Source organism: Kushneria sinocarnis, assembly GCF_003633775.1.
Classification (GTDB): domain Bacteria; phylum Pseudomonadota; class Gammaproteobacteria; order Pseudomonadales; family Halomonadaceae; genus Kushneria; species Kushneria sinocarnis.
In genome coordinates this window covers 249557-275974 of sequence record NZ_RBIN01000001.1, presented here as the reverse complement: position 1 = coordinate 275974, position 26418 = coordinate 249557, and the positions used below count along the sequence as shown (strand labels likewise).

Annotated in this window: 25 protein-coding genes; 8 read left to right on the top strand and 17 right to left on the bottom strand. The window is 65.8% G+C overall.

Translation table 11 applies throughout. The features are described 5' to 3' along the window. Positions 1–10: 10 nt before the first annotated feature. The 7 genes from nuoH to C7446_RS01245 all read right to left on the bottom strand — a co-directional run bounded on the left by nuoH (position 11) and on the right by C7446_RS01245 (position 8672). A complete protein-coding gene (gene nuoH / locus C7446_RS01275) occupies positions 11–1000 on the bottom strand; it encodes an NADH-quinone oxidoreductase subunit NuoH (RefSeq protein WP_121170511.1) in 990 nt (329 codons plus the stop codon). Further along, positions 997–3729: an NADH-quinone oxidoreductase subunit NuoG gene (gene nuoG / locus C7446_RS01270; protein ID WP_121170509.1), complete on the bottom strand. Its 2733-nt coding sequence runs from the start codon at positions 3727–3729 to the stop codon at positions 997–999. The genes nuoH and nuoG overlap by 4 nt, the downstream gene beginning before the upstream one ends. 105 nt (positions 3730–3834) lie before the next feature. Then, complete coding sequence (gene nuoF, locus C7446_RS01265; protein ID WP_121170507.1) at positions 3835–5172, bottom strand: NADH-quinone oxidoreductase subunit NuoF; 1338 nt, start codon at positions 5170–5172, stop codon at positions 3835–3837. Beyond that, a complete protein-coding gene (gene nuoE, locus C7446_RS01260; RefSeq protein ID WP_121170505.1) occupies positions 5169–5711 on the bottom strand; it encodes an NADH-quinone oxidoreductase subunit NuoE in 543 nt (180 codons plus the stop codon). The genes nuoF and nuoE overlap by 4 nt, the downstream gene beginning before the upstream one ends. 2 nt (positions 5712–5713) lie before the next feature. Beyond that, on the bottom strand, positions 5714–7498 hold the full coding sequence (gene nuoC / locus C7446_RS01255; protein WP_121170503.1) for an NADH-quinone oxidoreductase subunit C/D: 1785 nt from the start codon (positions 7496–7498) through the stop codon (positions 5714–5716). A gap of 69 nt (positions 7499–7567) precedes the next feature. Continuing rightward, a complete protein-coding gene (locus tag C7446_RS01250) occupies positions 7568–8245 on the bottom strand; it encodes a NuoB/complex I 20 kDa subunit family protein (protein ID WP_121170501.1) in 678 nt (225 codons plus the stop codon). 22 nt (positions 8246–8267) lie between these two features. Continuing rightward, positions 8268–8672 carry an NADH-quinone oxidoreductase subunit A gene (locus C7446_RS01245; protein ID WP_342768335.1) on the bottom strand — a complete coding sequence of 135 codons (405 nt, stop codon included), beginning with the start codon at positions 8670–8672 and terminating at the stop codon, positions 8268–8270. A gap of 515 nt (positions 8673–9187) precedes the next feature. Between C7446_RS01245 and thiD the strand changes: the two genes are divergently transcribed. The 4 genes from thiD to C7446_RS01225 all read left to right on the top strand — a co-directional run bounded on the left by thiD (position 9188) and on the right by C7446_RS01225 (position 12260). After that, entirely contained in the window at positions 9188–10048 is an 861-nt protein-coding gene (thiD, locus tag C7446_RS01240; RefSeq protein WP_121170497.1) for a bifunctional hydroxymethylpyrimidine kinase/phosphomethylpyrimidine kinase, read from the top strand. A gap of 95 nt (positions 10049–10143) precedes the next feature. Continuing rightward, a complete protein-coding gene (locus tag C7446_RS01235; RefSeq protein WP_121170495.1) occupies positions 10144–11001 on the top strand; it encodes a universal stress protein in 858 nt (285 codons plus the stop codon). Between the two features lie 29 nt (positions 11002–11030). Continuing rightward, positions 11031–11468, top strand: coding sequence for a D-aminoacyl-tRNA deacylase (dtd, locus tag C7446_RS01230; protein ID WP_121170494.1), 438 nt, complete (start codon positions 11031–11033; stop codon positions 11466–11468). Positions 11469–11486: 18 nt separating this feature from the next. Next, positions 11487–12260: an SDR family oxidoreductase gene (locus tag C7446_RS01225; protein WP_121170492.1), complete on the top strand. Its 774-nt coding sequence runs from the start codon at positions 11487–11489 to the stop codon at positions 12258–12260. 60 nt (positions 12261–12320) lie between these two features. Here the strand turns inward: C7446_RS01225 and C7446_RS01220 are convergent, their stop codons facing one another. Next, positions 12321–12551 (bottom strand): ChaB family protein, encoded by a 231-nt coding sequence (locus tag C7446_RS01220; RefSeq protein WP_121170490.1) that lies wholly within the window; start codon positions 12549–12551, stop codon positions 12321–12323. A gap of 70 nt (positions 12552–12621) precedes the next feature. Next, positions 12622–14559, bottom strand: a complete 1938-nt coding sequence (locus C7446_RS01215; protein ID WP_121170488.1) for an ABC-F family ATP-binding cassette domain-containing protein — start codon at positions 14557–14559, stop codon at positions 12622–12624. A gap of 52 nt (positions 14560–14611) precedes the next feature. Between C7446_RS01215 and C7446_RS01210 the strand changes: the two genes are divergently transcribed. Then, positions 14612–15148, top strand: a complete 537-nt coding sequence (locus C7446_RS01210; RefSeq protein WP_170149963.1) for a TIGR02444 family protein — start codon at positions 14612–14614, stop codon at positions 15146–15148. Positions 15149–15150: 2 nt separating this feature from the next. Here C7446_RS01210 and hmpA read toward each other — a convergent pair whose 3' ends face one another. Further along, positions 15151–16338 (bottom strand): NO-inducible flavohemoprotein, encoded by a 1188-nt coding sequence (gene hmpA / locus C7446_RS01205; RefSeq protein ID WP_121170484.1) that lies wholly within the window; start codon positions 16336–16338, stop codon positions 15151–15153. Positions 16339–16583: 245 nt separating this feature from the next. Between hmpA and norR the strand changes: the two genes are divergently transcribed. Further along, positions 16584–18158, top strand: a complete 1575-nt coding sequence (gene norR, locus C7446_RS01200; protein ID WP_121170482.1) for a nitric oxide reductase transcriptional regulator NorR — start codon at positions 16584–16586, stop codon at positions 18156–18158. Positions 18159–18170: 12 nt separating this feature from the next. Here the strand turns inward: norR and C7446_RS01195 are convergent, their stop codons facing one another. Further along, positions 18171–18494 (bottom strand): hypothetical protein, encoded by a 324-nt coding sequence (locus C7446_RS01195; protein WP_121170480.1) that lies wholly within the window; start codon positions 18492–18494, stop codon positions 18171–18173. A gap of 181 nt (positions 18495–18675) precedes the next feature. On the opposite strand from C7446_RS01195, the gene C7446_RS01190 reads away from it, so the two are divergent. After that, entirely contained in the window at positions 18676–19014 is a 339-nt protein-coding gene (locus C7446_RS01190) for a tRNA-binding protein (RefSeq protein WP_121170478.1), read from the top strand. 157 nt (positions 19015–19171) lie between these two features. Next, entirely contained in the window at positions 19172–20104 is a 933-nt protein-coding gene (gene bamJ, locus C7446_RS01185) for a BamJ family beta-barrel-assembly machinery protein (RefSeq protein WP_121170476.1), read from the top strand. 393 nt (positions 20105–20497) lie between these two features. Here the strand turns inward: bamJ and C7446_RS01175 are convergent, their stop codons facing one another. The 6 genes from C7446_RS01175 to C7446_RS01150 form a co-directional block, all read right to left on the bottom strand. After that, the gene (locus C7446_RS01175; RefSeq protein ID WP_121170472.1) at positions 20498–21001 is read right to left on the bottom strand and encodes a hypothetical protein; all 504 of its coding nucleotides are present in this window, start codon (positions 20999–21001) and stop codon (positions 20498–20500) included. Positions 21002–21343: 342 nt separating this feature from the next. Beyond that, positions 21344–22090 carry a tRNA (guanosine(46)-N7)-methyltransferase TrmB gene (gene trmB / locus C7446_RS01170; protein ID WP_121170470.1) on the bottom strand — a complete coding sequence of 249 codons (747 nt, stop codon included), beginning with the start codon at positions 22088–22090 and terminating at the stop codon, positions 21344–21346. A 75-nt stretch (positions 22091–22165) separates the two neighbouring features. Beyond that, a complete protein-coding gene (locus tag C7446_RS01165) occupies positions 22166–22969 on the bottom strand; it encodes a thiazole synthase (RefSeq protein ID WP_121170468.1) in 804 nt (267 codons plus the stop codon). Between the two features lie 95 nt (positions 22970–23064). Beyond that, the gene (gene thiS / locus C7446_RS01160) at positions 23065–23265 is read right to left on the bottom strand and encodes a sulfur carrier protein ThiS (RefSeq protein ID WP_121170466.1); all 201 of its coding nucleotides are present in this window, start codon (positions 23263–23265) and stop codon (positions 23065–23067) included. 72 nt (positions 23266–23337) lie between these two features. Continuing rightward, complete coding sequence (locus tag C7446_RS01155; RefSeq protein WP_121170464.1) at positions 23338–24813, bottom strand: alanine/glycine:cation symporter family protein; 1476 nt, start codon at positions 24811–24813, stop codon at positions 23338–23340. 50 nt (positions 24814–24863) lie between these two features. Continuing rightward, positions 24864–26342 (bottom strand): alanine/glycine:cation symporter family protein, encoded by a 1479-nt coding sequence (locus C7446_RS01150; protein WP_121170462.1) that lies wholly within the window; start codon positions 26340–26342, stop codon positions 24864–24866. Positions 26343–26418: the final 76 nt, after the last annotated feature.

The following is a 26418-nucleotide window of genomic DNA, read 5'->3' as shown; positions in this document are numbered from 1 at the left end:
CTTACCTCGTTCAGGATGAGGCCGGGGCGTTGAGCAGGATCAGCGCACCGGTCACCAGCAGATTGATCAGGGTCAGCGGCAGGCAGAACTTCCAGCCGAACTGCATCACGCGGTCATAGCGCGGCCGTGGAATCGAGGCCCGGAGCAGCACGAACAGCATCACGAACAGCCCGGTCTTGAGCAGGAACCAGACGATGCCGGGCAGCCAGGGGCCGTGCCAGCCGCCGAAGAACAGGGTCGCGATCAGCGCCGAGATCAGCACCACGCCGACATATTCACCGATGAAGAACAGGCCGAACTTCATGCTGGAGTATTCGATGTGGTAGCCGTCGGCCAGCTCCTGCTCGGCCTCGGGCTGGTCGAACGGATGACGGTGGGTCACGGCGACCCCGGCCACCAGGAAGGTACAGAAGCCGAAGAACTGCGGAATCACGAACCAGAAGCCTTCCTGGGCGTTGACGATGTCGCGCATCTCGAACGAGCCGGCCAGCGCCACGCAGCCCATCACCGACAGCCCCATGAAGACCTCGTAGGAGAGGGTCTGGGCCGAGGCGCGCATGGCACCGAGCAGGGCGTACTTGTTGGCACTGGCGTAGCCGGCGAACAGCACCGCATAGACGTTGACACCGGCCATGGCGAAGAAGAACAGGATGCCGATGTTCATGTCTGCCACGCCCCAGTTCGGCGTGACCGGAATGATCATGAACGACAGCAGCAGCGAGCTGAAGGCGATCACCGGCGCCAGCGAGAACAGCTTGCGATCGGCGAAGTGGGGGACCCAGTCCTCCTTGAAGAAGATCTTGAGCATGTCCGCGATCAGCTGCATCGAGCCGAAGGGACCGACCCGGTTGGGGCCGTAGCGATCCTGCCAGAGGCCGAGCAGGCGACGCTCGACCACGGTCAGGATGGCGCCACCGAGCACCGCACAGAGCAGGATCACGAGTGCCTTGAGAATCGCCAGAACGATCGGGACCAGAACGTCCGGTGTCAGCCAGCTCATGCCTTGGTCTCCTCACCCAGGTGGGCCCACTCGTGATTGACCGCAGCCGGCATGGTCGGCAGTGCCGGCACGCCCAGCACGCCGTCGCGCAGCTCGCTGCTGATGCGCAGCGGCAGGGTCAGGCGATGACTGCCGATGGTAAAGGTCAGCTCGGTACCGACATCCACCCCAAGCCGCCGGGCATCGCCCTCGGAGAGCGCCACGTAGGGAGCACTCATGCGCTGCTGGATCGGCTCGGCACGGGCGCTCATCTCGTCGCTGCCGAACAGGTGCGGCAGCCGCGCCACCCGCCAGGCATCGTCACGCTGCTCGAAGCGCCCGGGCACGGCGGTGAAGTACTCCAGCCGATTGTCCGGCTCGGGCTCGAACAGGCGATTGCCGGGATCGCTGCCGGTCAGATGGCCGCCCACTTCATCCTGGAACTTGTTCCAGGCCTGCGGCGAGTTCCAGCCCGGCGCCCAGGCAAAGGCCACCTGCGAGCGGGGTTCGGCATAGCCGTTGTAGCCTTCCATCGAGAAGGTGAAGGCACTGTCGGCATCCTGCGGCGCCCGCGGCTCGCTGACGCTGATGTTGGCCCGCATCGCGGTGCGCCCGCTGTAACGGTGCGGCTCGCGCGCCAGCTTCTGCCCCTTGATCCGGAACGACGCGCTCGGCGCGGCATCACGGATACCGGCCAGCTGCGGATGATGCTCGGCGCAGTCCTCGGTCACCTCGTCGAGCTGGGTCCAGTCCACCCGGCGCGCTTCCATGGTGGTATGCAGCGCATGCAGCCAGCGCCAGCTCTCGTGGGTAAGATCGTTGGGCCGGTAGTAGCTCGGGTCATAGACCTGGAAGAAGCGCTGCGCACGGCCCTCGTGACTGACCAGGGTACCGTCGCCTTCGGCAAAGGTGGCCACCGGCAGGCCGATATCCGCCCGAAGCCAGGTCGGCGTGCTCTGGTGATCGGCGCAGACCACGCACTCCGCGGCCCCCAGCGCCCGGTCGACGCGCTCGGCATCGGCCCGCGCGTAGAGATCGTTCTCCAGCACCACCACGGCGTCACCTTCGCCGAGCGAATCGAGCGCCCAGTCCAGCGAGTGCCCGCCGAGCATCGCCAGCCCGGTGCTGTTGGCTTCGCCACTGACCAGCGTGAGCGAGCCCCGACGGTCGCGCTGACGCAGCGCCCGGGCCAGATTGGCTGCCGCCTGGATGACTTCGCGCGAGCCCATCGATCCGCCGGAGATGATCAGCGGCCGCTCGGCGGTCATCAGCGCCTCGGCGATGGTACTCACCAGCGTCTGCGTGGCCTCATCGAGGCCTTCCACGGCGGGCGCGCTGTCATCGAGCGCATGCGCCACGGCAAAGCCCAGCCGGGCAATCTCCTCGGCGCTGCCGTGAAAGCGTTCACGCGCCAGGTCATCCATGCGCGTTTCGGTCAGCGTGGCGAGGAATACCGGATACTGGCGACCCTGGGCCAGGGTGTTGACCGCATTGGCGTTCCACGCCGGAATGCCGATCTCGGCGGCCAGATCCTGGGCGCGGCCATTGGCGGCCTGACGTACCGCCAGTGCCACACGTGCCGCGGTCTGCATCAGATCCTCGCCAAGCACGATCACCGCATCGTGATCCTCGATCTCGCGCATGCTGGGTGTCGGCAGCGCCCCTTCGCGCTGGATCTCCAGCATCAGCTGCAGGTTCTCGTACTCCTGCTGGGCAATTCCGGTGGAGAAGTGCTCCGCCCCCACCAGCTCGCGCAGCACATGGTTGCTTTCGAGACTGGCGCGCGGCGAGCCGATACCGATCACGCGCTGCGCCTTCTTCAGCCGCTCGGCGCTGTGATCCAGCGCCCCGCCGACATCGAGCAGCTCATCCCGGCGCTCATCGTCGGAATCGACCCGCATCACCGGCTGGCGCGGGCGATCGGCCCGGTTGACGTAGCCGTAGCCGAACCGGCCGCGGTCACACAGGAAGTAATGATTCACTTCACCGTTGTAGCGGTTCTCGATCCGGCGCACATCACCGTAGCGCTCTCCGGGGCTGATGTTGCAGCCGCTGGAGCAGCCGTGACAGATGCTCGGGGCAAACTGCATGTCCCACTTGCGGGTATAGTGCTCGGAGTGGGTCTGGTCGGTGAACACCCCGGTCGGGCAGACTTCGGTCAGGTTGCCGGAGAACTCGTTCTCCAGGGTGCCGTCGGTGGTGCGGCCGAAATAGATGTTCTCGTGCGCCCCGAATGCGCCCAGATCCTCGCCGCCGGCATAGTCCTTGTAGAACCGCACGCAGCGGTAGCAGGTAATGCAGCGGTTCATTTCGTGGCCGATGAACGGCCCGAGATTCTGGTTGCGATGGGTACGCTTGGCGAAGCGATAGCGGCGCCGATCGTGCCCGGTCATCACCGTCATGTCCTGCAGGTGACAGTGCCCCCCTTCCTCGCAGACCGGGCAGTCGTGCGGGTGGTTGGTCATCAGCCACTCGATGACGCTGGCCCGGAAATCCTTTGCCTCATCGTCCTCGATCGAGATATAGGCATCATCCTTGACAGGCGCCATGCAGGACATCACCAGCGTACCGCGGGTGTCATCGGCGTCCTTGTACTGCTTCACTGCACACTGACGGCAGGCGCCCACGCTGCCCATCGCCGGGTGCCAGCAGAAATAGGGAATGTCGAGCCCCAGTGACAGGCAGGCGTGCAGCAGGTTGTCACTGCCGTCGACTTCGTAATCCTTGCCGTCTACATGAATCGTGGCCATGCGGCGTCGCCTTTCATTCACTCACGACCCGAACCGCAACGGGTCGTTGAAAATCCTCTTCGACGCATCGATCACGCCGAAAGCCCCGGAGTCTGGCTCCGTCGATCAGACCGACCCCACCGGAATGGGCTCGGCATGCGCCTCGCGCTGCGGATGCGAAATTCCCGCCTCGAACTCGGCGCGAAAGTGCTTCAGTGCCGTCTGCAGCGGCATTGCCGCCCCCGGTGCGTGGGCGCAGAAGGTCTTGCCGGGCCCGAGATCGGAAGCCAGCGATTCGAGCATTTCGATATCGCCGTTCTCGCCCTCACCCTTCTCCAGCGAGTGCAGGATACGCGCCGTCCACGGCAGGCCGTCGCGACAGGGTGTGCACCAGCCACAGGATTCACGGGCGAAGAAGTCCTCGAGATTGCGGGTCAGCGAGACAATGCTCTGATTGTCCGCGATCACCGCCAGCAGACCGGTGCCCAGGCGGCTGCCCGCCTTGCCGATGGTGTCGAAGTCCATCGTCAGGTCGAGGTGCTCGGGCAGCAGGAAACCGGTACTGCCACCGCCCGGCAGCCAGGCCTTGAGCTCCAGCCCGTCACGCATGCCGCCGGCCATGTCGATGATCTCGCGGGCGGAGGCCCCCATCGGCAGCTCGACCAGTCCGGGCTCCTTCACCTTGCCGGAGACGCCGTAGAGCTTGGTGCCCCCGTCATTGCTGCGCTCGCCGGAGAGCGACTGGTACCAGTCGGCGCCGCGCAGCACGATGGCCGGGCCGTTGCACAGCGTCTCGACGTTGTTGACCACCGTCGGCTTGCCCCAGGCCCCGCTCTGTCCCGGGAAGGGCGGCTTGGAGCGCGGATTGGCACGCCGGCCTTCCAGCGAGTTGATCAGCGCGGTCTCCTCGCCGCAGATGTAGCGCCCGGCGCCGGTGTGCAGATAGATATCGAAATCGAAATCATATCCGCACACCTTCGGGCCGAGAATGCCGGCTGCCCGCGCCTCCTGCAGGGCCTGCTCGATCCGGTGGGCGGCCTCGACGTACTCGCCGCGCAGGAAGATATAGCCCAGCCGGGCATTGTTGGCATAACCGGCAATGATCATGCCCTCGATCAGCAGATGGGGCAGCTCCTCCATCAGCAGCCGGTCCTTGAAGGTGCCGGGCTCCATCTCATCGGCGTTGCAGACGATATAGCCGCGCGGCACGCCCTCGCCCTTCATGGTCAGGCTCCACTTCATGCCGGCGGAGAACCCGCCGCCGCCGCGACCGCGCACGTTGGCAGCCTTCATCCGCTCGATCAGCTCATCCGGCGAGAGATCGCGCAGCATGTTGCGTACGGCCTCGTAGCCCCGGGTGTCCTGATACTCCTCGAGTCCCACCGGTGCCCGGTCGTCGCGCACCCGGAAGGTCAGCGGATGGGTCTCGGGATTGCGGCTGGTGTGAAACAGTCGACTGCTCATGCGTATTGCTCCAGCAGTGAAGCGACGTCACCCGGATCCACCGGGCCGTGAAGATCCTCGTCGATCATCAGGGCCGGGCCACGATCGCAGGCGCCCAGGCAGCAGACCGGCAGCAGGGTGAAACGGTTGTCTTCGGTGGTCTGGCCGAAGCCGATTCCCAGCTCACGGGTGAAGGCGTCGCGCAATTGTTCGTAGTCGGTCAGGAAACACGAGCTGCTGTCGCAGATCAGGATCACGTGGCGTCCGACCGGCTGGCGAAAGATCAGACTGTAGAAGGTGGCCACGCCCTCGACATCACTCGAGGGAATGCCCAGCACGTTGCTGATCGCATAGATGGCGCCGTCCGGCACCCAGCCGCGGCGCTTCTGCACGATCTTGAGCGCCTCGATCGACGCCGCCCGGGGGTTCTCGAAGTGCCCCTTCTCCTGCTCGATGGCCTCGCGCTCCTCATCGGAGAGCACGAAGTCATCGGGATACTGGTCGGAGGCGATCAGGCTGTAGGATGACGACGCTGACGCGTCACGGGTTGATGGTTCCATGCTTAACGGTCCACGTCGGCCATGACGAAATCGATGCTGCCCAGATGCGCGATCAGGTCGGGCACGAAGCCGCCGTTCATCACCGACGGAATGTGCTGCAGATGCGGATAGCTGGGCGTGCGGATACGGGTGCGATAGCTCATGGTATTGCCATCGCTGGTCAGGTAGTAGCTGTTGAGCCCCTTGGTCGCCTCGATCATCTGGAACGACTCGTTGGGCTTGAGCACCGGCCCCCAGGAGACCTGCAGGAAGTGCGTGATCAGCGTCTCGATGTGCTTGAGCATCTTCTCGCGCGGCGGCGGCGTGGTCAGCGGATGGTCCGCCTTGTAGTCACCGCCGGGCATGTTCTCCAGACACTGCTTGATGATGCGTACGCTCTGGCGCATCTCCTCGAGCCGCATCATGCCGCGATCGAAGGCATCGCCGTTGGTCCCCACCGGCACATCGAAGTCGAACTGCTCGTAGCCGGAATAGGGGCGCGCCTTGCGCAGGTCGTACTGATAGCCGGTGGCCCGCAGGTTGGGCCCGGTCACGCCCCAGTCGAAGGCGTTCTGCGTACTGAATGCCGCCACGTCGACGGTCCGCTCGCGCACCAGGGAGTTGTCCATCATGGCGCGCTCGTACTCATCCAGCCGCGGATTCATCCAGTCGATGAATTCGCGTACCAGTCGATCCCAGCCCTGGGGCAGATCATGCGCTACACCGCCAATACGGAACCACGCCGGATGCATGCGAAAGCCGGTGACCGCCTCGATGACGTTGTATGCCTTCTGGCGATCGCTGAAGGTGTAGAACACCGGCGTCATCGCCCCCAGATCCTGCAGGTAGGTGCCCAGAAACAGCAGGTGGGAGTTGATGCGGAACATCTCCGCCATCATCACCCGGATCATCTGGGCGCGCGGCGTAACGGTAATCCCGGCCAGCTTCTCGACCGCCATCACGTAGGGGAAGTTGTTCATCACCCCGCCGGTGTAGTCAATCCGGTCGGTATAGGGGATGTAGCTGTGCCAGGACTGGCGTTCGGCCATCTTCTCGGCGCCGCGATGGTGATAGCCGATATCCGGTACGCAGTCGACGACCTCCTCGCCGTCGAGCTGCAGCACGACACGGAACACCCCGTGCGCCGAGGGGTGGTTGGGGCCGAGGTTGAGGAACATGAAGTCCGTCTCCTCGGAGTGGCGCTGCATGCCCCAGGACTCGGGATCGAAGCGCAGGGCTTCCTGTTCCTTGTCCTGCCCCTCCATGGTCAGCGTATAGGGGTCGAACTCGGTTGCGCGGGCGGGATAGTCCTTGCGCAGCGGATGACCGTTCCAGGTCGGCGGCATCAGCACCCGGGTCAGATGCGGATGACCGGCAAAGTCGATGCCGAACATGTCGAACACTTCACGTTCGTACCAGTTGGCATTGGGGAAGATACCGGTGATGGTCGGCAGCCGCAGGTCGGCCTCGTGCAGCGCCACCTTGAGCATCAGATCACTGTTCCGGTCAAACGACATCAGCTGGTAGAACACCGTGAAGTCGGCCGGCGGCTGCTCTTCCCGATGCACCCGCAGCCGTTCATCAATGCCATGCAGGTCGTAGAGCATGACGTAGGGTCGGGCCAGCGAGCGCAGGAACTGCAGCACCTCGAGGAGCTGCTCGCGCGCCACCCAGACCACCGGCATGCCGGTCAGCGTAGGCTGCAGGGTGAAGGCTTCGGCACCGAACCGGGAGCGCAACTCGTCAACGACGGGGTCGTGCTCACCGGCTGCCCGGCTGGTATTCGACAATGCGGTATCAGTGGTCATGAAATTCGATCCGGCCCCTAACTTGATTGGCATGGGGCCCGATCATTCAGGCCCTGCCGCCTGCTGATTCTAGACTTGGTCGGGAGTTCGCAGCTCTTTCACGGCGATCCGGTCATCGCGATGCCGCTCACGCTGCGAAGGCATTTCCGCCTGGTAGACACCCTGATCACCCACTACCCAGGAGAGCGGACGACGCTCCTGCTGGATCGAATCCTGCAAGAGCTGCAGTCCCTGCAGGAAGGCCTCCGGACGCGGCGGGCAACCGGGAATATAGACATCGACCGGCAGGAACTTGTCGACACCCTGCACCACCGAATAGATATCGTACATGCCGCCGGAGTTGGAGCAGGACCCCATCGAGATCACCCACTTGGGCTCGAGCATCTGGTCATAGAGCTGCTGAATGATCGGCGCCATCTTGATGAAGCAGGTGCCGCTGATCACCATCAGGTCGGCCTGACGCGGCGAGGCACGCAGCACCTCGGAGCCGAAGCGGGCAATATCGTGAGGTGCGGTGAAGGCCGTGGTCATTTCCACGTAGCAGCAGGACAGGCCGAAGTTGTAGGGCCAGATCGAGTTCTTGCGGCCCCAGTTCACCGCGGAGTTCATGATGTCGGCCAGCTTGCCCGTGAACACGTTGCGGTGCACGTGCTTGTCCATGGGATCTTCGACACCACGCTCGCGCCCGAGGGGGTAGCGGGTCTGCTCCGGCGTGTTGGGGTCGATACGCGTCAGCTTGTATTGCATCGATGACACCCTCTCGAATGTGTCAGGTGCGAGGTCGGTTCGGCTTGCGGCCGGTCGGCGCCCAGTCCAGCGCACCGATGCGACAGATGTAGATCAGCCCCACCAGCAGCACGGCGATGAAGATGAAGACCTCGACAAAGCCGGCCCAGCCGCTCTGGCGGATGGCCGTGGCCCAGGCAAACAGGTACAGGGCTTCCACATCGAAGATCACGAACAGCATCGCGACCAGATAGAACTGGATCGACAGCCGCTGGTGCGCGCTGCCGGCCGGCAGGATGCCGGACTCGTAGGGGGTATCCTTGCGATGGCCCCAGGCCTTGCCGCCCAGCAGGCCGGAAAGACCGACCATGAGGGCACAGAGGCCGAATGCGGCCACGATGAAAACGCCGGTTGCCCAGTGCTGGGCGAGCTGCTGTGTCAGGTCCATCGCCATTCACTCATCGGGTGACAGTCGGATCACGGGCTAGACTTGACTACTCCTGCTTCCGCCGTCGTGCCCTGCACGTGCCAGCCATCTGCGTGGCGCTCGTACCGGCTGGCGGAATGCCTGCACTGATCGGCCCGTGTTCAGGACAGCGCGGATCCGATCCGGCACCCATGCCCCTGTTCGATCAATGCCTTCCGGTTCAGAGTAGTCGATTCGTGCCGGCAGCCACCAGCATCTGCAACCGGAATCATGCCACTGCCGATCCGATTGCGGAGATGCCTTCCGATGACGAATCCGGGAGCCCAGGGCGCATGCGGATGCACCAATGAATGTTTCATTCATGGCCTGTTACCCTGAATGCAGCACCCGGACAGGATGCTACTGACCACCAGTCACGTTAGAACAGCGTTGTTTTTCTGTAGTATTACTTGCCCAAGGATCGCGCTGCTGGCGATTTTTTTCAAGCACCGGGGCTTGCTGAAATGAAATTTAATAACCGCCCACCGGATGTCAGAATGGCAGCAGCCATTCATCCGGCCGGTCAACCGGAGGGTATCGCCTTGCCGACAGCAACTGCTCACATCCCCCGTCTGCTGACCATCGCCGGCACGGACCCCAGCGGCGGTGCCGGCCAGTCGGCCGACATGAAGACCTTCTCCGCCCTCGGCGCCTATGCCACCAGCGTGATCACTGCCGTGGTGGCGCAGAACACCCGGGGCGTGCGCGATGTGCTGCCGATGCCGCAGCCGATGATCCGGGCCCAGCTGGATGCCGTGTTCGAGGACATTGCCCTCGACGGCGTCAAGATCGGCATGGTCGCCGATACCATCACCGCCCGGATCATTCGTGAAGCCATCGAGCACTACCGCCCGCCGTTCGTGGTCCTCGACCCGGTCATGGTCGCCAAGAGCGGCGATGTGCTGGTCGATGACGACGGCATCCGGGCCGTCCGCGAACTGCTGGTACCGATCAGCGACGTGATCACGCCCAATCTGCCCGAGGCCGCGGTGCTGCTCGATGAACCGGTACCGGACACGCCCGCAGCGATGAGTGCGCTGCTGCCCCGGCTGGCGGCGCTGGGGGCACCCAACGTGCTGCTCAAGGGCGGCCATCTGCAGGGAGAACGCTGCGACGATCTCTTCCATGATGGCGATGGCGAGCATCAGCTGCCGGCCCGCCGCATTCCCACCCGGTCCCTGCACGGCGCCGGCTGCACCCTGGCTTCGGCTATTGCCGCGCTGCGCCCCCGGCATGACGGCTGGCTGGCCACGGTGCGCGAGGCGCGCCAGTACATGACCCAGGCACTGGAGCAGGCCGATCGTCTCGGCGTCGGGCACGGCCAGGGGCCGCTGCATCACTTCCATGCATGGTGGTAGAGTGGTGAAACCTCGCGATCAAAGCGGCGAAATGCCCCGTGTACAGGCTATGCTGGCAGGGTCATTACCCGCGATGCTGCAATGAGGACTCCGCCATGACTCCGACACTGCTGCTGGCGACCGACCTGTCCCGCGAGTGTCACGCCGCCTTTTCCCGCGCCATCCGTCTGGCTGCCGACAGCGGCGCTCGCCTCGATATCCTGCATGTCATCGACCCCTGGCTGCCGGGTACCGCCAGACCCGGCGTCGACGAGGCCATCGAGGCCGAAATCGAACGCACCGTCGAAGGCCTGTGTGCCACCCACGGCGTCGCCCGCCCGGAGTTGCAGATCCAGATCGTGCCCGGTGATGCCTATGCCGAGATCGTCCGTGAAGCCTACGAGCGCGGCACCCAGCTGGCCATCCTCGGCACCCATCGCAAGCACGGCCAGGCCGATCTGGTCAATGGCACCACCCTGTCGCGGGTGCTGCGGCGCGCCCCCTGTCCGGTGCTCAGCATTACCCATACCGCCGATTTCCGCTGGCACGACGTGCTGGTGCCGATCGATTTCTCGCTCGCTTCACGCTATATCCTCAAGGAAGTCCTGACCCGGCTGCCCGGTGTCCGACTGACCCTGCTGCACGCCTGGGACATGCCGGTCTCCCGCGAGCTGTCGGCGGACAGCGGCTATCGGCGCTGGCGCGAACAGGAGCGGGCGCGACTGCGCCAGCAGCTCGAGCGGGAGCTCGAACGCCTGATGGGGGAGCTGGATACCGAGCCCGATATCGAGCTGGTGGTTGAACAGGGCGACCCCACCGAGGTGCTGCTCAACCGCCTGGTCCAGCAGCCCCCCGATCTGCTGGCACTGGGCAGCCACGGTCGGCTGGGCATCGGCCAGCGCGCTCCCAGCAGCCTGATGGAGCGGCTGCTGAGCGAGGCCCGCTGCGACCTCATGCTCTGCCGCACCTGGTAACACTCACTCAAGCCATAGCGGAGTTGCCCATGCGCGCCCTGATTCAGCGCGTGACCCATGCCGAGGTCCGGGTGGCCGAAGAGACGGTCGGCGCCATCGACCACGGCCTGCTCGCCCTGATCGGGGTCGAGCCCGATGATACCGCCGAGCGCAGCGACAGGCTGCTGCACAAACTGCTCAATTACCGCATTTTCGGCGACGATGACGGTCGCATGAACCGCAGCGTGTGTGATGTCGAGGGCGGCCTGCTGCTGGTATCACAGTTCACCCTGGTGGCGGATACCTCACGCGGCATGCGCCCCGGCTTCTCCCGCGCCGCGCCGCCGGAGGTCGGTGAGCACTGGTTCAACCATCTGGTCGAGCAGGCCCGTGCCCGCTGGGCCCATGTGGCCACCGGCCGCTTCGGTGCCGAGATGCAGATCTCGCTGACCAACGACGGACCGGTGACCTTTCTGCTGGAAACCTGAGTCATCCCCGGAGCCATCATGACCGATTCTTCCTGCACTGCCCGGGTCGCGCTGATTACCGGCGGTGCCCGGGGCATCGGCCGCGGCATTGCCGAATACCTCCTTGCCCGCGACTGGTGCGTGGCGGTGCTGGACATCGACGCCGAGGCGCTCGATGAGCTGGCGCAGCGCTTCGAGGCGGCGCGACTGCTGCCGCTGAGTGGCAGCATCGGCGATGAACAGGCGGTTCGTCTGGCCTTCGAGCGAGTGACGGCGTGGCACGCCCGGCTCGACCTGCTGGTCAACAATGCCGGTCCGGCCGATCCTGACAGCGGGCCGCTGGAAGCGCTCTCGCTCGAGGGCTGGCACAGCTGGCTCGATACCCATCTGACAGGCGCCTTTCTCTGTTCGCGCAGCGCCGTGCCGCTGCTGCGCGAGTGGCACGGGTCGATCGTCAACATCGCCTCCACCCGCGCCCTGCAGTCCGAACCCGACAGCGAGGCCTACGCCGCCAGCAAGGGCGGCCTGCTGGCCCTGACGCATGCCATGTCGGTCAGCCTCGGCCCCGAGATCCGGGTCAATGCCATCTGTCCGGGCTGGATCGAGGTGGGCGAACATCAGCAGGCGGCCCACCGTCAGCCCCCCGAACACCGCGCAATCGACCACCATCAGCACCCTGCCGGGCGGATCGGTGAACCGGCGGACATCGCCGCGCTGGTGGCCTTTCTCGCCTCGCCCGAAGCCGGTTTCATTACCGGTCAGCACTTCCCGGTCGATGGCGGCATGACCCGCAGGATGATCTACGCCGATTGAGCGCATGGCCGTGCAGGGCGACCCGGCACGGCCTCCCCTGGCATCACGAGGGCGGCCGTATCAGTGTTTGGGATGCCAGTGGCCGTCATCCCCCTTTCTGTACTTCGCCTCGACCGCCTTCCAGGCCACGGCGTGAGCAGTCTCTTCACGGGAGCTGTTGCCCCTGCGATCGGAAGGGTTCCTGTACTCCTGCCAGGCGTCGTTGAAGGCTTCCTTGTAGATGGTGCGCGCGTGTGGCGGCAGCACCTTGCGAGCACTGTCGGGAATATCGTCACGACTGTCGTAGGGCATGACTCGACTCCTTTCGATCCGTAGTGCCGATCATCGACCATTGTCATTATAGAAGCCGACCGGGCTGCCTTCACTGGGAGGCGGCCAGCTCGGCCTCCAGGTTTTCCAGCGCCTCTTCGGCATCCAGCCAGGCCTGCTCCTGCTCATCCAGCTGTGCTCTGAGTTCACCCTGCTCGCGCAGCAGCCGGGTCATCTCCTCCTTGCGCTCGGCCTCGTAGAGCCCCGGATCGGCCAGCTGCTGCTCGAGTTCATCCAGCTGCTGCTGGATGCGGTTGACCGCCTTTTCGGCCTGATCCCGGCGCTTGCGCAGCGGCTTGAGCTGCTCGCGCCGCTCGGCCGCGGCCTGGCGCGCGGCCCTGCGATCGCCCCGCCCCTCGCGGGCATTACCGGCGTTGTCGCTGTCCGCTGCAGTCTCCTCGGGCTGGCGCCGCGCCCGTTCGACCCGGGCCTTCAGCCAGGCGCGATAGTCGTCGAGATCACCATCGAAGTGCGTCACCGTCCCATCGGCGACACACCAGAAGTCATCGACACTGGCCCGCAGCAGGTGGCGATCGTGGGAGACTATGACCACCGCGCCCTCGAAGGTCGTCAGGGCATCAACCAGCGCCTCGCGCATCTCCAGATCGAGGTGGTTGGTGGGCTCATCGAGCAGCAGCAGGTTGGGGCGGTGCCAGGCGATCAGCGCCAGCGCCAGCCGCGCCTTCTCGCCGCCGGAGAAGCGCTCGACCGTGGCGAAGACATCGTCGCCGCGAAAGCCGAAGCCCCCCAGGAAGTTGCAGATCACCTGCTCGCTGGCCTGCGGCGAACGGCGCTGCACATGGGCATAGGGCGTGGCCTGCATGTCGAGGCTGTCGAGCTGGTGCTGGGCGAAGTAGCCGATCGCCAGGTGCTCGCCCTCGACCCGACTGCCGGCCAGCAGCGGCAGCGCCCCGGTCAACGCCTTGATCAGGGTCGACTTGCCGGCCCCGTTGGGCCCCAGCAGGCCGATCCGGCTGCCCGGCTCCAGCGACAGCCGCACGCCCTCGAGCAGCGGCGCGTCAGCGTAGCCGATGACGGCGCGATCCAGCGCCAGCAGCGGGTTGGAGACCTTCTCGGCCGCCGGCAGGGTAAACTGGAACTGCGAGCTGGCGCGTACCGGTGCCGTCTCCTCCATCCGCTCGAGCATCTTCAGCCGGCTCTGCGCCTGCCGCGCCTTGGTGGCCTTGGCGCGGAAGCGTTCGACGAAGCGCTCGATCTCGGCGCGCCGTGCCTGCTGCTTCTCGTGCTCGGCCTGCTGCTGGGCGAGCCGCTCGGCGCGGGTGCGCTCGAAGGTGGTGTAGTTGCCGCGATAGAGCGTGACCCGGCGGGACTCGAAATGAGCGACGTGATCGCAGACGGCATCGAGGAAGTCACGATCGTGGGAGATCAGCATCAGGGTGCCGTCATAGCGCACCAGCCACTGCTCGAGCCACAGCAGGGCATCGAGATCGAGGTGGTTGGTGGGCTCATCGAGCAGCATCAGGTCCGACGGCATGAACAGCGTACGGGCGAGATTGGCGCGCATCCGCCAGCCACCGGAGAAGTCCGCCAGCGGCCGGTCGAGATCGGCCTGGGCAAACCCCAGCCCGACCAGCAGCTGTTCGGCCCGCGGGCGCGCGGTATAGCCATCCAGTGCCTCGATCTCGCCATGCAGTTGCGCCTCGCGCTCATGCTCCTCGGCGGCCCGGGCGCGGGCGAGAGCGGCTTCGGTACGGCGCAGTTCGCCATCGCCGTCCAGCACGTAGTCGGTCACGCCCTGGTCGAGCGCCTCGATCTCCTGCGCCATGTGGGCGATCCGGGTGCCGGGGTCGATCCCCACTTCCCCCTGGTCGGGCGAGAGTTCACCCAGCAGCAGCGAAAACAGGCTCGACTTGCCGGCGCCGTTGGCCCCCACGATCCCCACCTTCTGCGGTCCGGAGAGGGTGAAGTCGGCGGACTCGATCAGCGGTGTCCCGCCGCGTTGCAGCGCGAGCTGGCGGAATGCAATCATGCCTCTCTCCATTGATGGCAGGACGCCGCCTGGTCGCGGCGTGATATTGAGCATGCCTGAAACCGCCCAGTCTAACCGATTCACCCCCGATCTTCGGAGCTTTGCGCTGACGCTTTATGACCGCCCCGGCGTCGAGGCCGCCTGCCTGACCCTGCAGGACGAGGGCGGGCTGGATGTCTGCGAACTGCTGTGGCGCTGCTGGCTGGCCCATCACGGCCTGGCCCCCGGCCCGGCGGCCGACCCCGGGCTGGCGGAGATCCGCCGCTGGCAGGGCGAGATGACCGTACCGCTGCGCGAGCGGCGGCGCCGGCTCAAGCCGCTGACGCTCGAGCAGCCGCAACTGGAGACACTGCGCACCCACCTCAAGCGCGCCGAGCTGGCCAGCGAACTGGAAGCGCTGGCCCGGCTGCAGGCGCTGGCCGAAAGCGAGGACAGCGTCATGGCTGCGTCCGGTCAGTCGCTCGTGGTCGAACTGACCACACGCTACCGCCCGGTCGGGGCCGCGCTTACCGCGGCGCTGACCACCCTGGCGCAGCAGGCCGAGGCGCTCTCGCCCTGGCCTGGGCAGCACACGTCAACCGAGGAGTGACCTCAGGCCACCGTTTCTTCCAGGCGTCGGGACGGCCCGAAGTGCTCGTGGTGCCGCCGCGCCGCGGGCACCCCCAGCGCCGCCAGGTGCTGCTCGACGGCGTTCATGAACCCCGGGGGACCGATGAAGTAGCACCGGGTGGGTTCATCCGGCAGATGCTCGGCGAGCAGCGCGCGATCCACACGGCCGATCCGGATGGTGGCGTCGCTTGCCTCGCCCTGCTCGTAGAGCGTCACCCGTTCGAGCTGGTGCGGATACGCCGCCGCCAGCGCCGCGACTTCGCGGGCAAAGGCATGGGACTCGGCATCGCGCGCCGCGTGCAGATAGATCACCCGACGCCCTGCCTGCAGGGCCTGGCGGGCCAGCGACAGCATCGGTGTCTGGCCGACTCCGCCGCTGAGCAGCATCACCGGCTCGCGCCCCGGCACCAGCGTCAGCTCCCCCGCCGGCGGCAGCAGTTCGAGCGTATCGCCGGGCTGCATCCGGTCGTGGAAATGGCGGCTGACCCGCCCCTCCTCCTCCCGCTTGATGGAGATGCGGTAGTGCCGGCCATCGGGCGAAGCCGACAGGCTGTATTGCCGATGGACGATTTCGCCCTCGATCCGCAATCGCACGCCGATGAACTGCCCCGGCGCGAAATCGGCGACCGGCCCGCCATCCTCGGGGGCCAGCACAAAGGAGGTGATGACCGCACTCTCGGGCCGGCGCTCGGCAATACGGAATCGACGCGCGCCCTGCCAGCCGCCCGGACGGCGGGCAAACTCGTCGTAACGCTCGTGCTCCAGGCTGATCAGCAGCTCGGCGAGCTCACCGTAGAGCGCCTGCCAGGCATCGGCGATCGCCGGCGTCACGGCGTCACCCAGCACCTCGCCGATCGCGGCCATCAGACACTCCCCCACCATGGGGTAGTGTTCGGGACGGATGTTCAGCGAGACATGCTTGTCGACGATGGTTGTCAGTGCCCGGCGCACCCGCTGCGGGTCGTGACGCAGCTGAACATAGGCCACCACGGCACCGGCCAGCGCGCGTGGCTGGGCGCCCGACTGCTGGTGGGTGACGTTGAACAGCGAGCGTACCTCGGGGTAGCGCTCGAACAGCAGCGGATAGAAGCGTCGGGCAATGGCGTCGATGTGGTCGGCCACCACCGGCGTGGTATCGGCAATGATGGCTTCCTGGGATTCGGTCAGCATGCGGTGTCCTCGAAAACGTGACGATCACCCCCTGTCCGAGCAAGCGCCGTGCCAGGGCCTCACGCCAGCGCAGCATCTGCGACACTCCGCCCCACGCCCTGCCGCCCGCCTCGTCAGGACGGGCCCTGCACGTCGCTGCCGGGAGGGCATCGCGGCCCCTGGCAATGGCCGCCACCGGTCGGAGAGTGTCACAATGACCTACCCAAATACTGTCAATACGACACTGCCTGCGGATGACTGTCACGATGACACGCTTTCTCTCCACCCTGCGTGACCTGCTGGCCCGTCTGAGTGCCGGCCAGGCCGCCGAGAGCCTGCCGGCACAGTGGTCGCAGCTGCTGGAGGCGCTGGTCGGCAGCTACCCGGCCGATGCCAGCACCCTGATGATGGCCACCGACGAGGGCCTGCAGCCGGTCGCCGTGCTGGGGCTGGACGATGAGGTGCGCGGGCGCCACTTTGCGCTGCAGGCGCACCCCCGGCTGGCCGCGATTGCCGCCCATCCCGATGTCTGCCGCTTCCCGCAGGACTGTGAGCTGCCGGACCCCTTCGACGGGCTGCTCGACGAGGCGCTGACCCATGTCCACGACTGCCTCGGCGTCGCCCTGCGCGATGGCGATCGGCTGATCGGCATGCTCACTCTCGATGCGCTCGAGCCCGGCCGGCTTGCCGCCATCGATGATGATGAACTGCTGGCCGCCGCCGGACTGCTGGGCACCTGCCTGCGGCTGGCCTGGCAGCTCAGTGACACCCGCTCGCGGCTCAACGAGGCGCTGGCGCCGGAAACCCCGCTGCCGGGTCGCACCCCGCAGTGGCACAGCCCCGCCATGCGCCGGCTCGAGGAGAGTCTGGCGCTGGTGGCACCCACCGACATGAGCGTGCTGCTGCATGGTGAAACCGGGGTCGGCAAGGAGTTGATTACCCGCCGGCTGCACGAGCTCTCCACCCGCAGTCATGCGCCGCTGGTGCGGGTCAACTGCGCCACCCTGCCCGAGGCGCTGGTGGAGAGCGAGCTGTTCGGCCATCGCCGGGGCGCCTTCTCCGGCGCGGTGCGCGACCATCGCGGTCACTTTGCCATGGCCGATGGCGGCACCCTGATGCTCGACGAGATCGGCGAGCTGCAGCTGGCGCTGCAGCCCAAGCTGCTACGGGTACTGCAGGAGGGCGAGATCCAGCCGCTGGGCAGCGAGAAGAGCGTGCAGGTCGATGTGCGGGTGGTGGCGGTCACCAACCGCGAGCTGCACGCCGAAGTGGCTGCCGGGCGGTTCCGCGAGGATCTCTACCATCGCCTCGGCGTCTTTCCGCTGGAGATTCCGGCCCTGCGCGAGCGCCGCGAGGACATCATCCTGCTGGCAGGCAGCTTCCTGGAGGACAACCGGGTCCGGCTGGGGGTGGCCAACCTGCGCCTCGACGAGGCCGCCGAAGGTGCCCTGCTGGCCTGGCACTGGCCGGGCAACGTGCGCGAACTCGAGCACACCCTTGCCCGCGCCGCGCTGCGGGCGCTGGGCGAACAGGGACCACAGGAGGCCGAGGCCCGCCGCCAGAGCATCGTGCGCATCCGTGCCGAACATCTGGAACTGCCCGTCCGGGACGCGACAGAGCCGGCTGCCACCACCGCTTCAGCCGCCGAGGCCGTCCCCCGCCCCGGCGCCGCCACCGAGGCGTCCTGGCGCTCGCTGCGCGAGGCGGTCGATGCATTTCAGCGCTCGCACATCGCCCGGGCACTGGCCGCCCATGACCACAACTGGGCGGCTACGGCACGCGCGCTGCAGCTGGACAGTGGCAACCTGCATCGACTGGCCCATCGGCTGGGGCTGAAGTGAGCATACCCGGGGTCAGAGCACTCCGAAGCCGATATCCTCCCGACGCTCGGCCTCGGTCTCCTGTTCGACGATGACATCGCCGCCCAGCAGATACTGTCCGTCGCGATCGTGAATATGCACTTCGGCGTTCTTCAGGGCCTTGCCGTGCGCCGCACCCTCACGCCAGATCACCTCGCAGGGTTCGGTTTCACGCTCGATCCGGCCATCCTCGTTGTGGTGATCGCGTGGCTTGTGAAAGGTGATATCGACCGTCTGCCCGGTGAAGGTGTGGGACTGATGGCGGCCCCTGCTGCCGTACTGATCCAGCTCGATGCTGACATTGCCGTATTCGACCATGGTCGGCCTCCGTTCATGAATACAGGCCGGTTGAAGTCCGGTCTTCCCAGCATAGGTGCTCGTGCCGGCTTCTTCAGCTCCGCAGCGCCCTGCCGGCCCGATCGCGCCGGGGCAGGCGGTAATGACCTGGTGCCCTCGCACGGGCTAGACTCGACAGCCGGTTTCTGCAGAAGGGATACACATGAGCACCATTGGCTGGGACGACTTCACCCGGGTCGAACTGCGCATCGGCCGCATCATCAGTGCCGAGCCCTTTCCAGAGGCCCGGCGGCCGGCCTATATCCTGCATGTCGACTTCGGCGAGACGCTCGGCGTGAAGAAGTCCAGCGCCCAGCTCACCGCTCTCTATACGCCGGATGAGCTGAGCGGTCGGCTGGTGGTGGCCGTGACCAATCTGCCGAAAAAGCAGGTCGGCCCGCTGATGTCCGAATGCCTGGTCACCGGCTTTCACAACGAGCAGGGCGAGGTGGCCCTGTGCGTGCCGGATCACGCGGTGCCGCTCGGCACACGGCTGATGTAGCCGCGGCCCGACCATGGCGCCCCGTCATGCTCGTCAATGCACAACGGATGCGGAACTCGACGCCCCCTGATAAAGTCTTAATCCACCACAGGCGAGTGGTGACAACCGCAGCGCCTGCGCCACCACTCGTTCAAAGTCCCCAGTCCCAGGAGTTTTCATGAATAAACTGGCGAGCGTCGCCACGCTCAGTGCCCTGCTGATCCTGAGCGGTTGCTCCGGCGGCTCGGATGACAGCGAGCAGACCGATCAAGCGAACAACAGCCAGCAGCAGAGCAGCCAGCAGGCCGGCAACGCACAGGCTCAGGGCGGTGATGGCAGCAGCGAGCAGCAGGGTGCCGGGAACGGCAGCGACAACGGCCCGTTCGAGTCCGATCAGGCCCGGCTGAGCTACGCCATCGGCGCCACCATGGCCCAGAACATGAGCCAGGACATGAGTGATCTGGATCTCGACACCTTCACTCAGGGTATCCGCGACGGCTATAACGGCAATGATCTCAAGCTGAGCCAGGACCAGATCAGTCAGGCCCTGAAGCAGTATCAGCAGAAGATGATTGCCCAGCAGCAGCAGCAGCAGCAGCAGGCGGCCAAGGAGAACAAGGCCGCCGGCGAGAAGTTCCTCAAGCAGAACGCTCAGAAGGATGGGGTCCAGACCACCGACTCCGGCCTGCAGTACAAGGTCGTTGAGGAAGGCAATGGCCCGAAGCCGGCCGCCGAAGAACAGGTCAAGGTCGATTACGAAGGCAAGACCATCGACGGTGAGGTCTTCGACAGCTCCTACGAGCGCGGTCAGCCGGTTACCTTCCAGGTCAATCAGGTCATCGAGGGCTGGCAGCAGGCACTCCAGATGATGCCCGAAGGCGCCACCTGGATGATCTATGTGCCGGCCGAGCTGGCCTACGGCCAGGGCGGTACCGGTCCGATCGGCCCCAATCAGACGCTCATCTTCAAGGTGCATCTGATCGCGGTCGGGGATGATGTCGAAAGCTCGGTGGAAGGTGCCGGTAACGCTCAGGGCGGCGCCGGCCAGTCGAGCAGCGCGGCTTCCGCTACCGGTGGCAGCACGGCTTCCGAGCCGACGACAGCCAACTGAGCAGCCACTGTTACGCTGTCTCCGCAACGCCCGGGCACGCCACCCGGGCGTTGTTGCGTTGTTGCGTTGTGCCTGCGGTGCTACCCCGCCGTTCCGGCGTTCAGCCCGTCATGCCGGTGGACGAGGGTGTGGATAATTATGTGGAACAAGTGTGGCGAGTCATGAATTTTCCACCTGCTGGCGGCCTTCGACTCGGGTCGCAGCAGCTTGACAGGGTAGCACCGAATGGCCCGGCCGCAGACATTGAGCTCAATCAACTCAATGATCTGAAAGGAAAAATATTTCATCCCCGCAATTGCCGATAACGAATTTTCGTCATCCTGTCAATTACCCACAGGCGGCATCTCGCGGCTCGCGGCCTTTGTGGATAATTCATCCGGAGCTTGCGCCGTGCTATTGACAGGGCGAGTCGAAGTCGTACCAGCTGCCCAGTCGTACACCCGCCCGATCCTCGACTCGAATACGCAGCCGCCAGCTGTGTGAGTCGCGCTCACAGGACGCCATCGGCAGGGTGCCCGCATAGCGATGCGGCGCGACCTGCTGCAGCCGGATTTCCTGCTCTCCGGTGTACACGCTGCGCCCCTCGAGCTGGGCCTCTACTGCCCGGGTGTCCAGCCCGTCGATCGTCACACTGACGCGAACCCGTTGCGGCGCCGACTCCAGCCGGGTCACCAGACTCCCCTGCTGCCCCAGCCGGGTATGACACGACCCGGCAAGCACATCGCAGAAGGGCGACGGCGCAAACCAGCGGGTTCTCTCGCCGGCACTGCCCAGGTAGTAGTCGCCGAGATACCAGCACGCCACGACGATGGTCACCAGCGTGACCAGAATCAGGGCGTTCAGTACCGGTGGGCGGGGCTGGTCCTCGTGGTGACGATCGATTCGAACAGCACACATGCTTGGTCAAGTCCGGATGTAATGACTGGTGGGTCGCCCGTCAGCATACCTGTCAGACGGTACGAAAGTGAGGCCGATGGCGTCGAAGGCGCCCAATACTGAATAAAAATTATTATCATTCATATTGACAGCCGCAGAGCCTTTCCCCAGACTCGAGGGTGTGGTGCTTGCCATGCACCACATGACCACAGCCGGGAGGAGGTCAGGCCTCCCAGTGGTCATCTCCTCATCAAGCTAGTCACGGTCCTTTCGCCGCCCCGCCAGGGGCGGCTTTTTAGTGCCCTGTCGCTGCCGGCGTGATGATGCAGCGCCACACCGCAGGCGAAGTGGGCAGTATCGCACTCACGTCCGCCGGTAGATCAGATCCCAAACACCATGCCCCAGCCGTTCGCCCCGGGTTTCGAACTTGGTCAGCGGGCGGAAGTCGGGACGCGGCACGTAATCCCCGGCCACGGCGGTATTCACGAACCCCGGCGTCGTGCTCATGACTTCCACCATGTGTTCGGCGTAGTTCTCCCAGTCGGTGGCCATGTGCAGACGCCCGTTCGGCTGCAATACCCGGTGTACCCGCTCGAGAAAGGCCGGCTGGACGATACGCCGCTTGTGATGCTTCTTTTTCGGCCAGGGATCGGGGAAGAACAGCTGCAGGGTATCGACCGAGCCGGCCGGCAGCGCCTCGTCGAGCACGGCCAGGGCATCCTCGCGATAGACCCGCAGATTATCCAGCCCGGCCTTGTCGGCCTCGTCGAGCAGCTTGCCCACCCCGGGCGGATGCACCTCGATACCGATGAAATCGGTCTGCGGATGGGTGCGGGCCTGCTCGAGCAGCGAGCCGCCCATGCCGAAGCCGATCTCGACCACCAGCGGCGCACGCCGGCCGAACACGCGCTCGGGGTCGATCATCCCCCGGGCCAGGGTCAGGCCCAGGCGCGGGAAGACCTCATCCAGACCACGCTGCTGGGCACGGGTCATGCGGCCGCCGCGCAGGACATAGCTGCGGACTTCGCGCTTCGGCGAACGAGAGGCGTCACTCGACTGCTCTTCGGCAGGTGTGGCTGAAAACGGCTGATGGTACTCGTCACGGGACATGGCTGGATCGTATCGTCGAATGCAGACCGGCCATCACGCACGAGCGACAAGCCGGTCCGGGTGGGTACAAGGGGGTCAGCTGCTGATGCGCCCTGCCATCGGGGAGGAGGGCTCGGCGGCATAGGTCTTGCGCGGCATGCGCTCGGCCAGCCAGGCCTCGCGACCGGCCTCGACCGCCTTTCTCATCGCACCCGCCATCATCACCGGCTGACGGGCGTGGGCGATGGCCGAATTGACCAGTACGCCGTCACAGCCCATCTCCATCGCCAGCGACGCATCCGAGGGGGTGCCGATGCCGGCATCCACCAGGATCGGCACATTCGCGGCCTCGATGATCAGCGACAGGCTGTGCGGATTGAGCAGGCCATGGCCGGAGCCGATCAGCGAGCCCAGCGGCATCACCGCGCTGCAGCCCATCGACTCCAGCTCGGCGGCCACGATGGGGTCATCGCTGGTATAGACCATCACGCTGAAGCCGTCGTCGATCAGGGTGCGGGCCGCGTTGACGGTTTCAATGACATTGGGATAGAGCGTCTGCTCGTCTCCCAGCACTTCCAGCTTGACCAGCGAATGCCCGTCGAGCAGCTCGCGTGCCAGCTGACAGGTGCGCACCGCATCGCGGGCATTGAAGCAGCCGGCAGTGTTGGGCAGCAGGGTATAGCGCTCGGGCGAAATGACATCGAGCAGGCTGGGTTCATCGGGCGACTGGCCGATGTTGGAGCGGCGCACCGCTACGGTCACGATCTCGGCGCCGCTGGCCTCGACCGCCCGGCCGGCCTCGTCGAAATCGCGATACTTGCCGGTGCCCACCAGCAGCCGCGAGCCGAAGGTCTGCCCGGCGATCGTCAGCGGTCTGTCGAGGCGCGTGTCAGCACTCATGACATTCTCCTGAAAAAACGGGCCCGTGAAGGGCATGGACCGCCGGCAGTCACGTCCACTGACGTCCCGCCGGCAGCAGCATGGCGAGCAGCGCCTCAGCCCCCGCCGATGGCGTGTACGATCTCGATGTGATCTCCCTCGCTGAGCGCCGTTTCGGCGTGGCGCGAGCGGGGCACGATCATCTCGTTGAGTTCGACGGCCAGCCGGCGGTTGGCGAGCCCGAGCCGGTCGATCAGCTCGGCCACCGTGGCCGCCTGGTCCACCGCGCGGCTTTCACCGTTGATCGTGAGCTGCATGAGCCGTCCTCCACATGACATCGATTTCGACCGCATTATAACGCCGCCCCGGGGGCTGCGCCGATCCCCCTGTCAGTCGGCGGCAGATCGCTCCGGCCAGACACCGGGCTCGAGCCGATCGGGACGCCTGAGCACCGAGGGATCGAACACCGGCTCGCGCACGCCGTTGCGGCGCTGGCGCTCATAGTCCTTCAACACCCGCAGGGCGATCGGCGAGAGCAGCAGGATCGCGACCAGGTTGGTGGTCGCCATCAGCCCCATGGCGAAATCGGCGAAATCCCAGACGAAGGTCAGCTTCGCCACCGCACCGATCATCACCATCGCCAGCACTGCCAGCCGCAGCAGCTGAATGGCCGGCCGGCTGCGCTTGCCGAACAGGTAGCCCATGTTGATCTCACCATAGGCGTAGTTGCCGATGATCGAGGTGAAGGCGAACAGCAGGATCGCAATGGCGATGAACCAGGTGCCGAAGCTGCCGAGATGATCGCTCATCGCATCCTGGGTCAGCCGGATGCCCTCGATCTGCTGGCCCGGCGAATTCGCCATCAGGGTGTCGTACACCCCGGACAGCAGGATCACCACGGCGGTACAGCTGCAGATGATCAGGGTATCGCAGACCACCCCGAAGGACTGCACCAGCCCCTGGGCCGCCGGATGCCGGACCGAAGCCGTGGCCGCGGCGTTGGGCGCCGAGCCCATGCCCGCCTCGTTGGAGAACAGCCCGCGCTTGACGCCATTCTCCATCGCTACCTTGATCGCAAACCCGGCCGCCCCGCCGGCGGCCGGACCCAGGCCGAACGCACTCTTGACGATCAGTGCCAGCATCGCCGGTACCTCGCCGATGTTGACCGCCAGGATGTAGAGCGCCACCAGCAGGTAGGCCACCGCCATGACCGGCACGATCTTCTCGGCGGTGCGCGCCACCGAGCGGATACCGCCATAGATGACCAGCGCGGTCACTGCCACCAGCACCAGTCCGGTCAGCCAGTGGGGCACGCTGAAGGCGCCGCTCATCGCCTGGGCAATGGTATTGGCCTGGGCGCCGTTGAAAGCCAGGCCATAGGCGAGCAGCAGAAAGACCGCAAACAGCACACTCATCCAGCGCTGGCCGAGACCGCGCTCGATGTAGTACGCCGGCCCGCCGCGGAAGACACCATCCTCGTGCTTCACCTTGTAGACCTGGGCGAGGGTGGATTCGACGAAGGCGGTCGCCAGCCCCACCAGCGCGGTCATCCACATCCAGAAGATGGCCCCGGGGCCGCCGACCCAGAGGGCAATCGCCACCCCGGCCAGGTTGCCGGTGCCCACCCGCGAGGCCAGCGAGGTGGCAAAGGCCTGAAAGGCGCTGATGCCCTCGCCGGCACCACGGCCGCCGAAGGTGACCCGGGCCATGTGCCCCAGCAGACGAAACTGCATGAATTTCGTCATGAGGGTGAACAGCACGCCGGCCCCCAGCAGCAGGTAGAGCAGGACATAGCCCCAGATGAAACCGCTGACCGGCTCCATCACGACGCGAATCGCATTTTCGAGGGTATGAATGAATTCCATGACGGCACTCTGATGTGGCGGTTGAAAGGGTATCGGCGATCGGCCGCGGCTCAGCCGGCGCGCCCGGTGGTGCCGGACCAGACGTCATGATCCACCTGCTCGGGGCGGCTGAGGATGGCCGGATCGAAGCTCGGCTCACGCACGCCATTGCGGCGCTGGCGTTCGTAATCGCGCAGCGCCCGCAACGCCACCGGCGCCAGCAGCACGATGGCAATCAGGTTGACGGTCGCCATCAGCCCCATCGCCAGATCGGCGAAGTGCCAGATGAAGCCCAGCGATGCCACCGAGCCGATCATCACCATGGCCAGCACCACCACTCGCAGGACCTGATCGGCCAGCCGGGCATGGCGCGGGAAGAGATACTCGATGTTGATCGCGGAGTAGGCGTAGTCCGCCAGGATCGAGGTGAAGGCAAACAGGCAGATCGCGATGGCGATGAACCAGGTACCGAAGCTGCCGAGGTGATCGCTCATGGCATCCTGGGTCAGCTGGATACCCTCGATGTCGGCACCGGGCGAGCCGCTCATCAGGCTCTGGTAGACGCCGGAGAACAGGATCACGATGGCGGTGCAGGTGCAGATGATCAGGGTGTCGCAGACCACGCCGAAGGACTGCACCAGCCCCTGGGCGGCCGGATGGCGGACCGTCGCGGTGGCGGCCACGTTGGGGGCCGAGCCCATGCCCGCCTCGTTGGAGAACAGGCCGCGCTTGACGCCGTTCTCCATCGCCGTCTTGATCGCGAAACCGGCTGCTCCGCCAAGCGCGGGGCCGAAACCGAAGGCACTCTTGACGATCAGTGCCAGCAGCGCCGGGACATCCGCCAGATTGACCACCAGGATGTAGAGCGCCACCAGCAGGTAGGCCACCGCCATGAACGGCACGATCTTCTCGGCGGCGCGGGCGACCGAGCGCACCCCGCCATAGATGATCAGCGCCGTCAGCGCGACCAGGATCAGGCCGGTCAGCCAGGTGGGCACACTGAAGGCGCCGTCCATGGCACGCGCAATGGTATTGGCCTGAGCGCCGGCGAAGGCGAGCCCGAAGGCAATGATCAGCAGCACCGCGAACAGACAGCCCAGCCAGCGCTGGCCGAGGCCGCGCTCGATATAGTACGCCGGCCCGCCGCGGAAGGCGCCATCCGCATGACGGGACTTGTAGACCTGCGCCAGGGTGGACTCGACGAACGCGGTCGCCAGTCCCACCAGCGCCGTGACCCACATCCAGAAGATGGCGCCGGGACCGCCGACCCACAGCGCCAGCGCCACGCCGGCCAGATTGCCGGTCCCCACCCGGCCGGCCAGCGAGGTCGCGAAGGCCTGGAAGGCGCTGATGCCCTCGCCACTGCCACGGCTGGTAAAGGTGATGCGCGCCATGTGGCCGAGCAGCCGGAACTGCATGAAACGCGTGATCAGGGTAAACAGCAGGCCAACCCCCAGCAGCAGGTAGACCAGAATGAAAGACCAGATAAAATTGCTGATCGGATCGGTGACGGCGTTGATCGCCGACTCAATTGCAGTAAGCCATTCCATCGCGGCACTCCGGCGGGCTGGTTTCCTTCCGCGGGCGGAAGCGAAGCCATGTCAGTTGTTGTCGGACGGCTGCACC

What these genes read in the sequence shown, in the direction of transcription:
- nuoH (WP_121170511.1), bottom strand. Translation starts at nt 1,000, where the DNA reads ATGAGCTGGCTGACACCGGACGTTCTGGTCCCGATCGTTCTGGCGATT.
- nuoG (WP_121170509.1), bottom strand. Translation starts at nt 3,729, where the DNA reads ATGGCCACGATTCATGTAGACGGCAAGGATTACGAAGTCGACGGCAGT.
- nuoF (WP_121170507.1), bottom strand. Translation starts at nt 5,172, where the DNA reads ATGAGCAGTCGACTGTTTCACACCAGCCGCAATCCCGAGACCCATCCG.
- nuoE (WP_121170505.1), bottom strand. Translation starts at nt 5,711, where the DNA reads ATGGAACCATCAACCCGTGACGCGTCAGCGTCGTCATCCTACAGCCTG.
- nuoC (WP_121170503.1), bottom strand. Translation starts at nt 7,498, where the DNA reads ATGACCACTGATACCGCATTGTCGAATACCAGCCGGGCAGCCGGTGAG.
- C7446_RS01250 (WP_121170501.1), bottom strand. Translation starts at nt 8,245, where the DNA reads ATGCAATACAAGCTGACGCGTATCGACCCCAACACGCCGGAGCAGACC.
- C7446_RS01245 (WP_342768335.1), bottom strand. Translation starts at nt 8,672, where the DNA reads ATGGACCTGACACAGCAGCTCGCCCAGCACTGGGCAACCGGCGTTTTC.
- thiD (WP_121170497.1), top strand. Translation starts at nt 9,188, where the DNA reads ATGGCAGCAGCCATTCATCCGGCCGGTCAACCGGAGGGTATCGCCTTG.
- C7446_RS01235 (WP_121170495.1), top strand. Translation starts at nt 10,144, where the DNA reads ATGACTCCGACACTGCTGCTGGCGACCGACCTGTCCCGCGAGTGTCAC.
- dtd (WP_121170494.1), top strand. Translation starts at nt 11,031, where the DNA reads ATGCGCGCCCTGATTCAGCGCGTGACCCATGCCGAGGTCCGGGTGGCC.
- C7446_RS01225 (WP_121170492.1), top strand. Translation starts at nt 11,487, where the DNA reads ATGACCGATTCTTCCTGCACTGCCCGGGTCGCGCTGATTACCGGCGGT.
- C7446_RS01220 (WP_121170490.1), bottom strand. Translation starts at nt 12,551, where the DNA reads ATGCCCTACGACAGTCGTGACGATATTCCCGACAGTGCTCGCAAGGTG.
- C7446_RS01215 (WP_121170488.1), bottom strand. Translation starts at nt 14,559, where the DNA reads ATGATTGCATTCCGCCAGCTCGCGCTGCAACGCGGCGGGACACCGCTG.
- C7446_RS01210 (WP_170149963.1), top strand. Translation starts at nt 14,612, where the DNA reads ATGCCTGAAACCGCCCAGTCTAACCGATTCACCCCCGATCTTCGGAGC.
- hmpA (WP_121170484.1), bottom strand. Translation starts at nt 16,338, where the DNA reads ATGCTGACCGAATCCCAGGAAGCCATCATTGCCGATACCACGCCGGTG.
- norR (WP_121170482.1), top strand. Translation starts at nt 16,584, where the DNA reads ATGACACGCTTTCTCTCCACCCTGCGTGACCTGCTGGCCCGTCTGAGT.
- C7446_RS01195 (WP_121170480.1), bottom strand. Translation starts at nt 18,494, where the DNA reads ATGGTCGAATACGGCAATGTCAGCATCGAGCTGGATCAGTACGGCAGC.
- C7446_RS01190 (WP_121170478.1), top strand. Translation starts at nt 18,676, where the DNA reads ATGAGCACCATTGGCTGGGACGACTTCACCCGGGTCGAACTGCGCATC.
- bamJ (WP_121170476.1), top strand. Translation starts at nt 19,172, where the DNA reads ATGAATAAACTGGCGAGCGTCGCCACGCTCAGTGCCCTGCTGATCCTG.
- C7446_RS01175 (WP_121170472.1), bottom strand. Translation starts at nt 21,001, where the DNA reads ATGTGTGCTGTTCGAATCGATCGTCACCACGAGGACCAGCCCCGCCCA.
- trmB (WP_121170470.1), bottom strand. Translation starts at nt 22,090, where the DNA reads ATGTCCCGTGACGAGTACCATCAGCCGTTTTCAGCCACACCTGCCGAA.
- C7446_RS01165 (WP_121170468.1), bottom strand. Translation starts at nt 22,969, where the DNA reads ATGAGTGCTGACACGCGCCTCGACAGACCGCTGACGATCGCCGGGCAG.
- thiS (WP_121170466.1), bottom strand. Translation starts at nt 23,265, where the DNA reads ATGCAGCTCACGATCAACGGTGAAAGCCGCGCGGTGGACCAGGCGGCC.
- C7446_RS01155 (WP_121170464.1), bottom strand. Translation starts at nt 24,813, where the DNA reads ATGGAATTCATTCATACCCTCGAAAATGCGATTCGCGTCGTGATGGAG.
- C7446_RS01150 (WP_121170462.1), bottom strand. Translation starts at nt 26,342, where the DNA reads ATGGAATGGCTTACTGCAATTGAGTCGGCGATCAACGCCGTCACCGAT.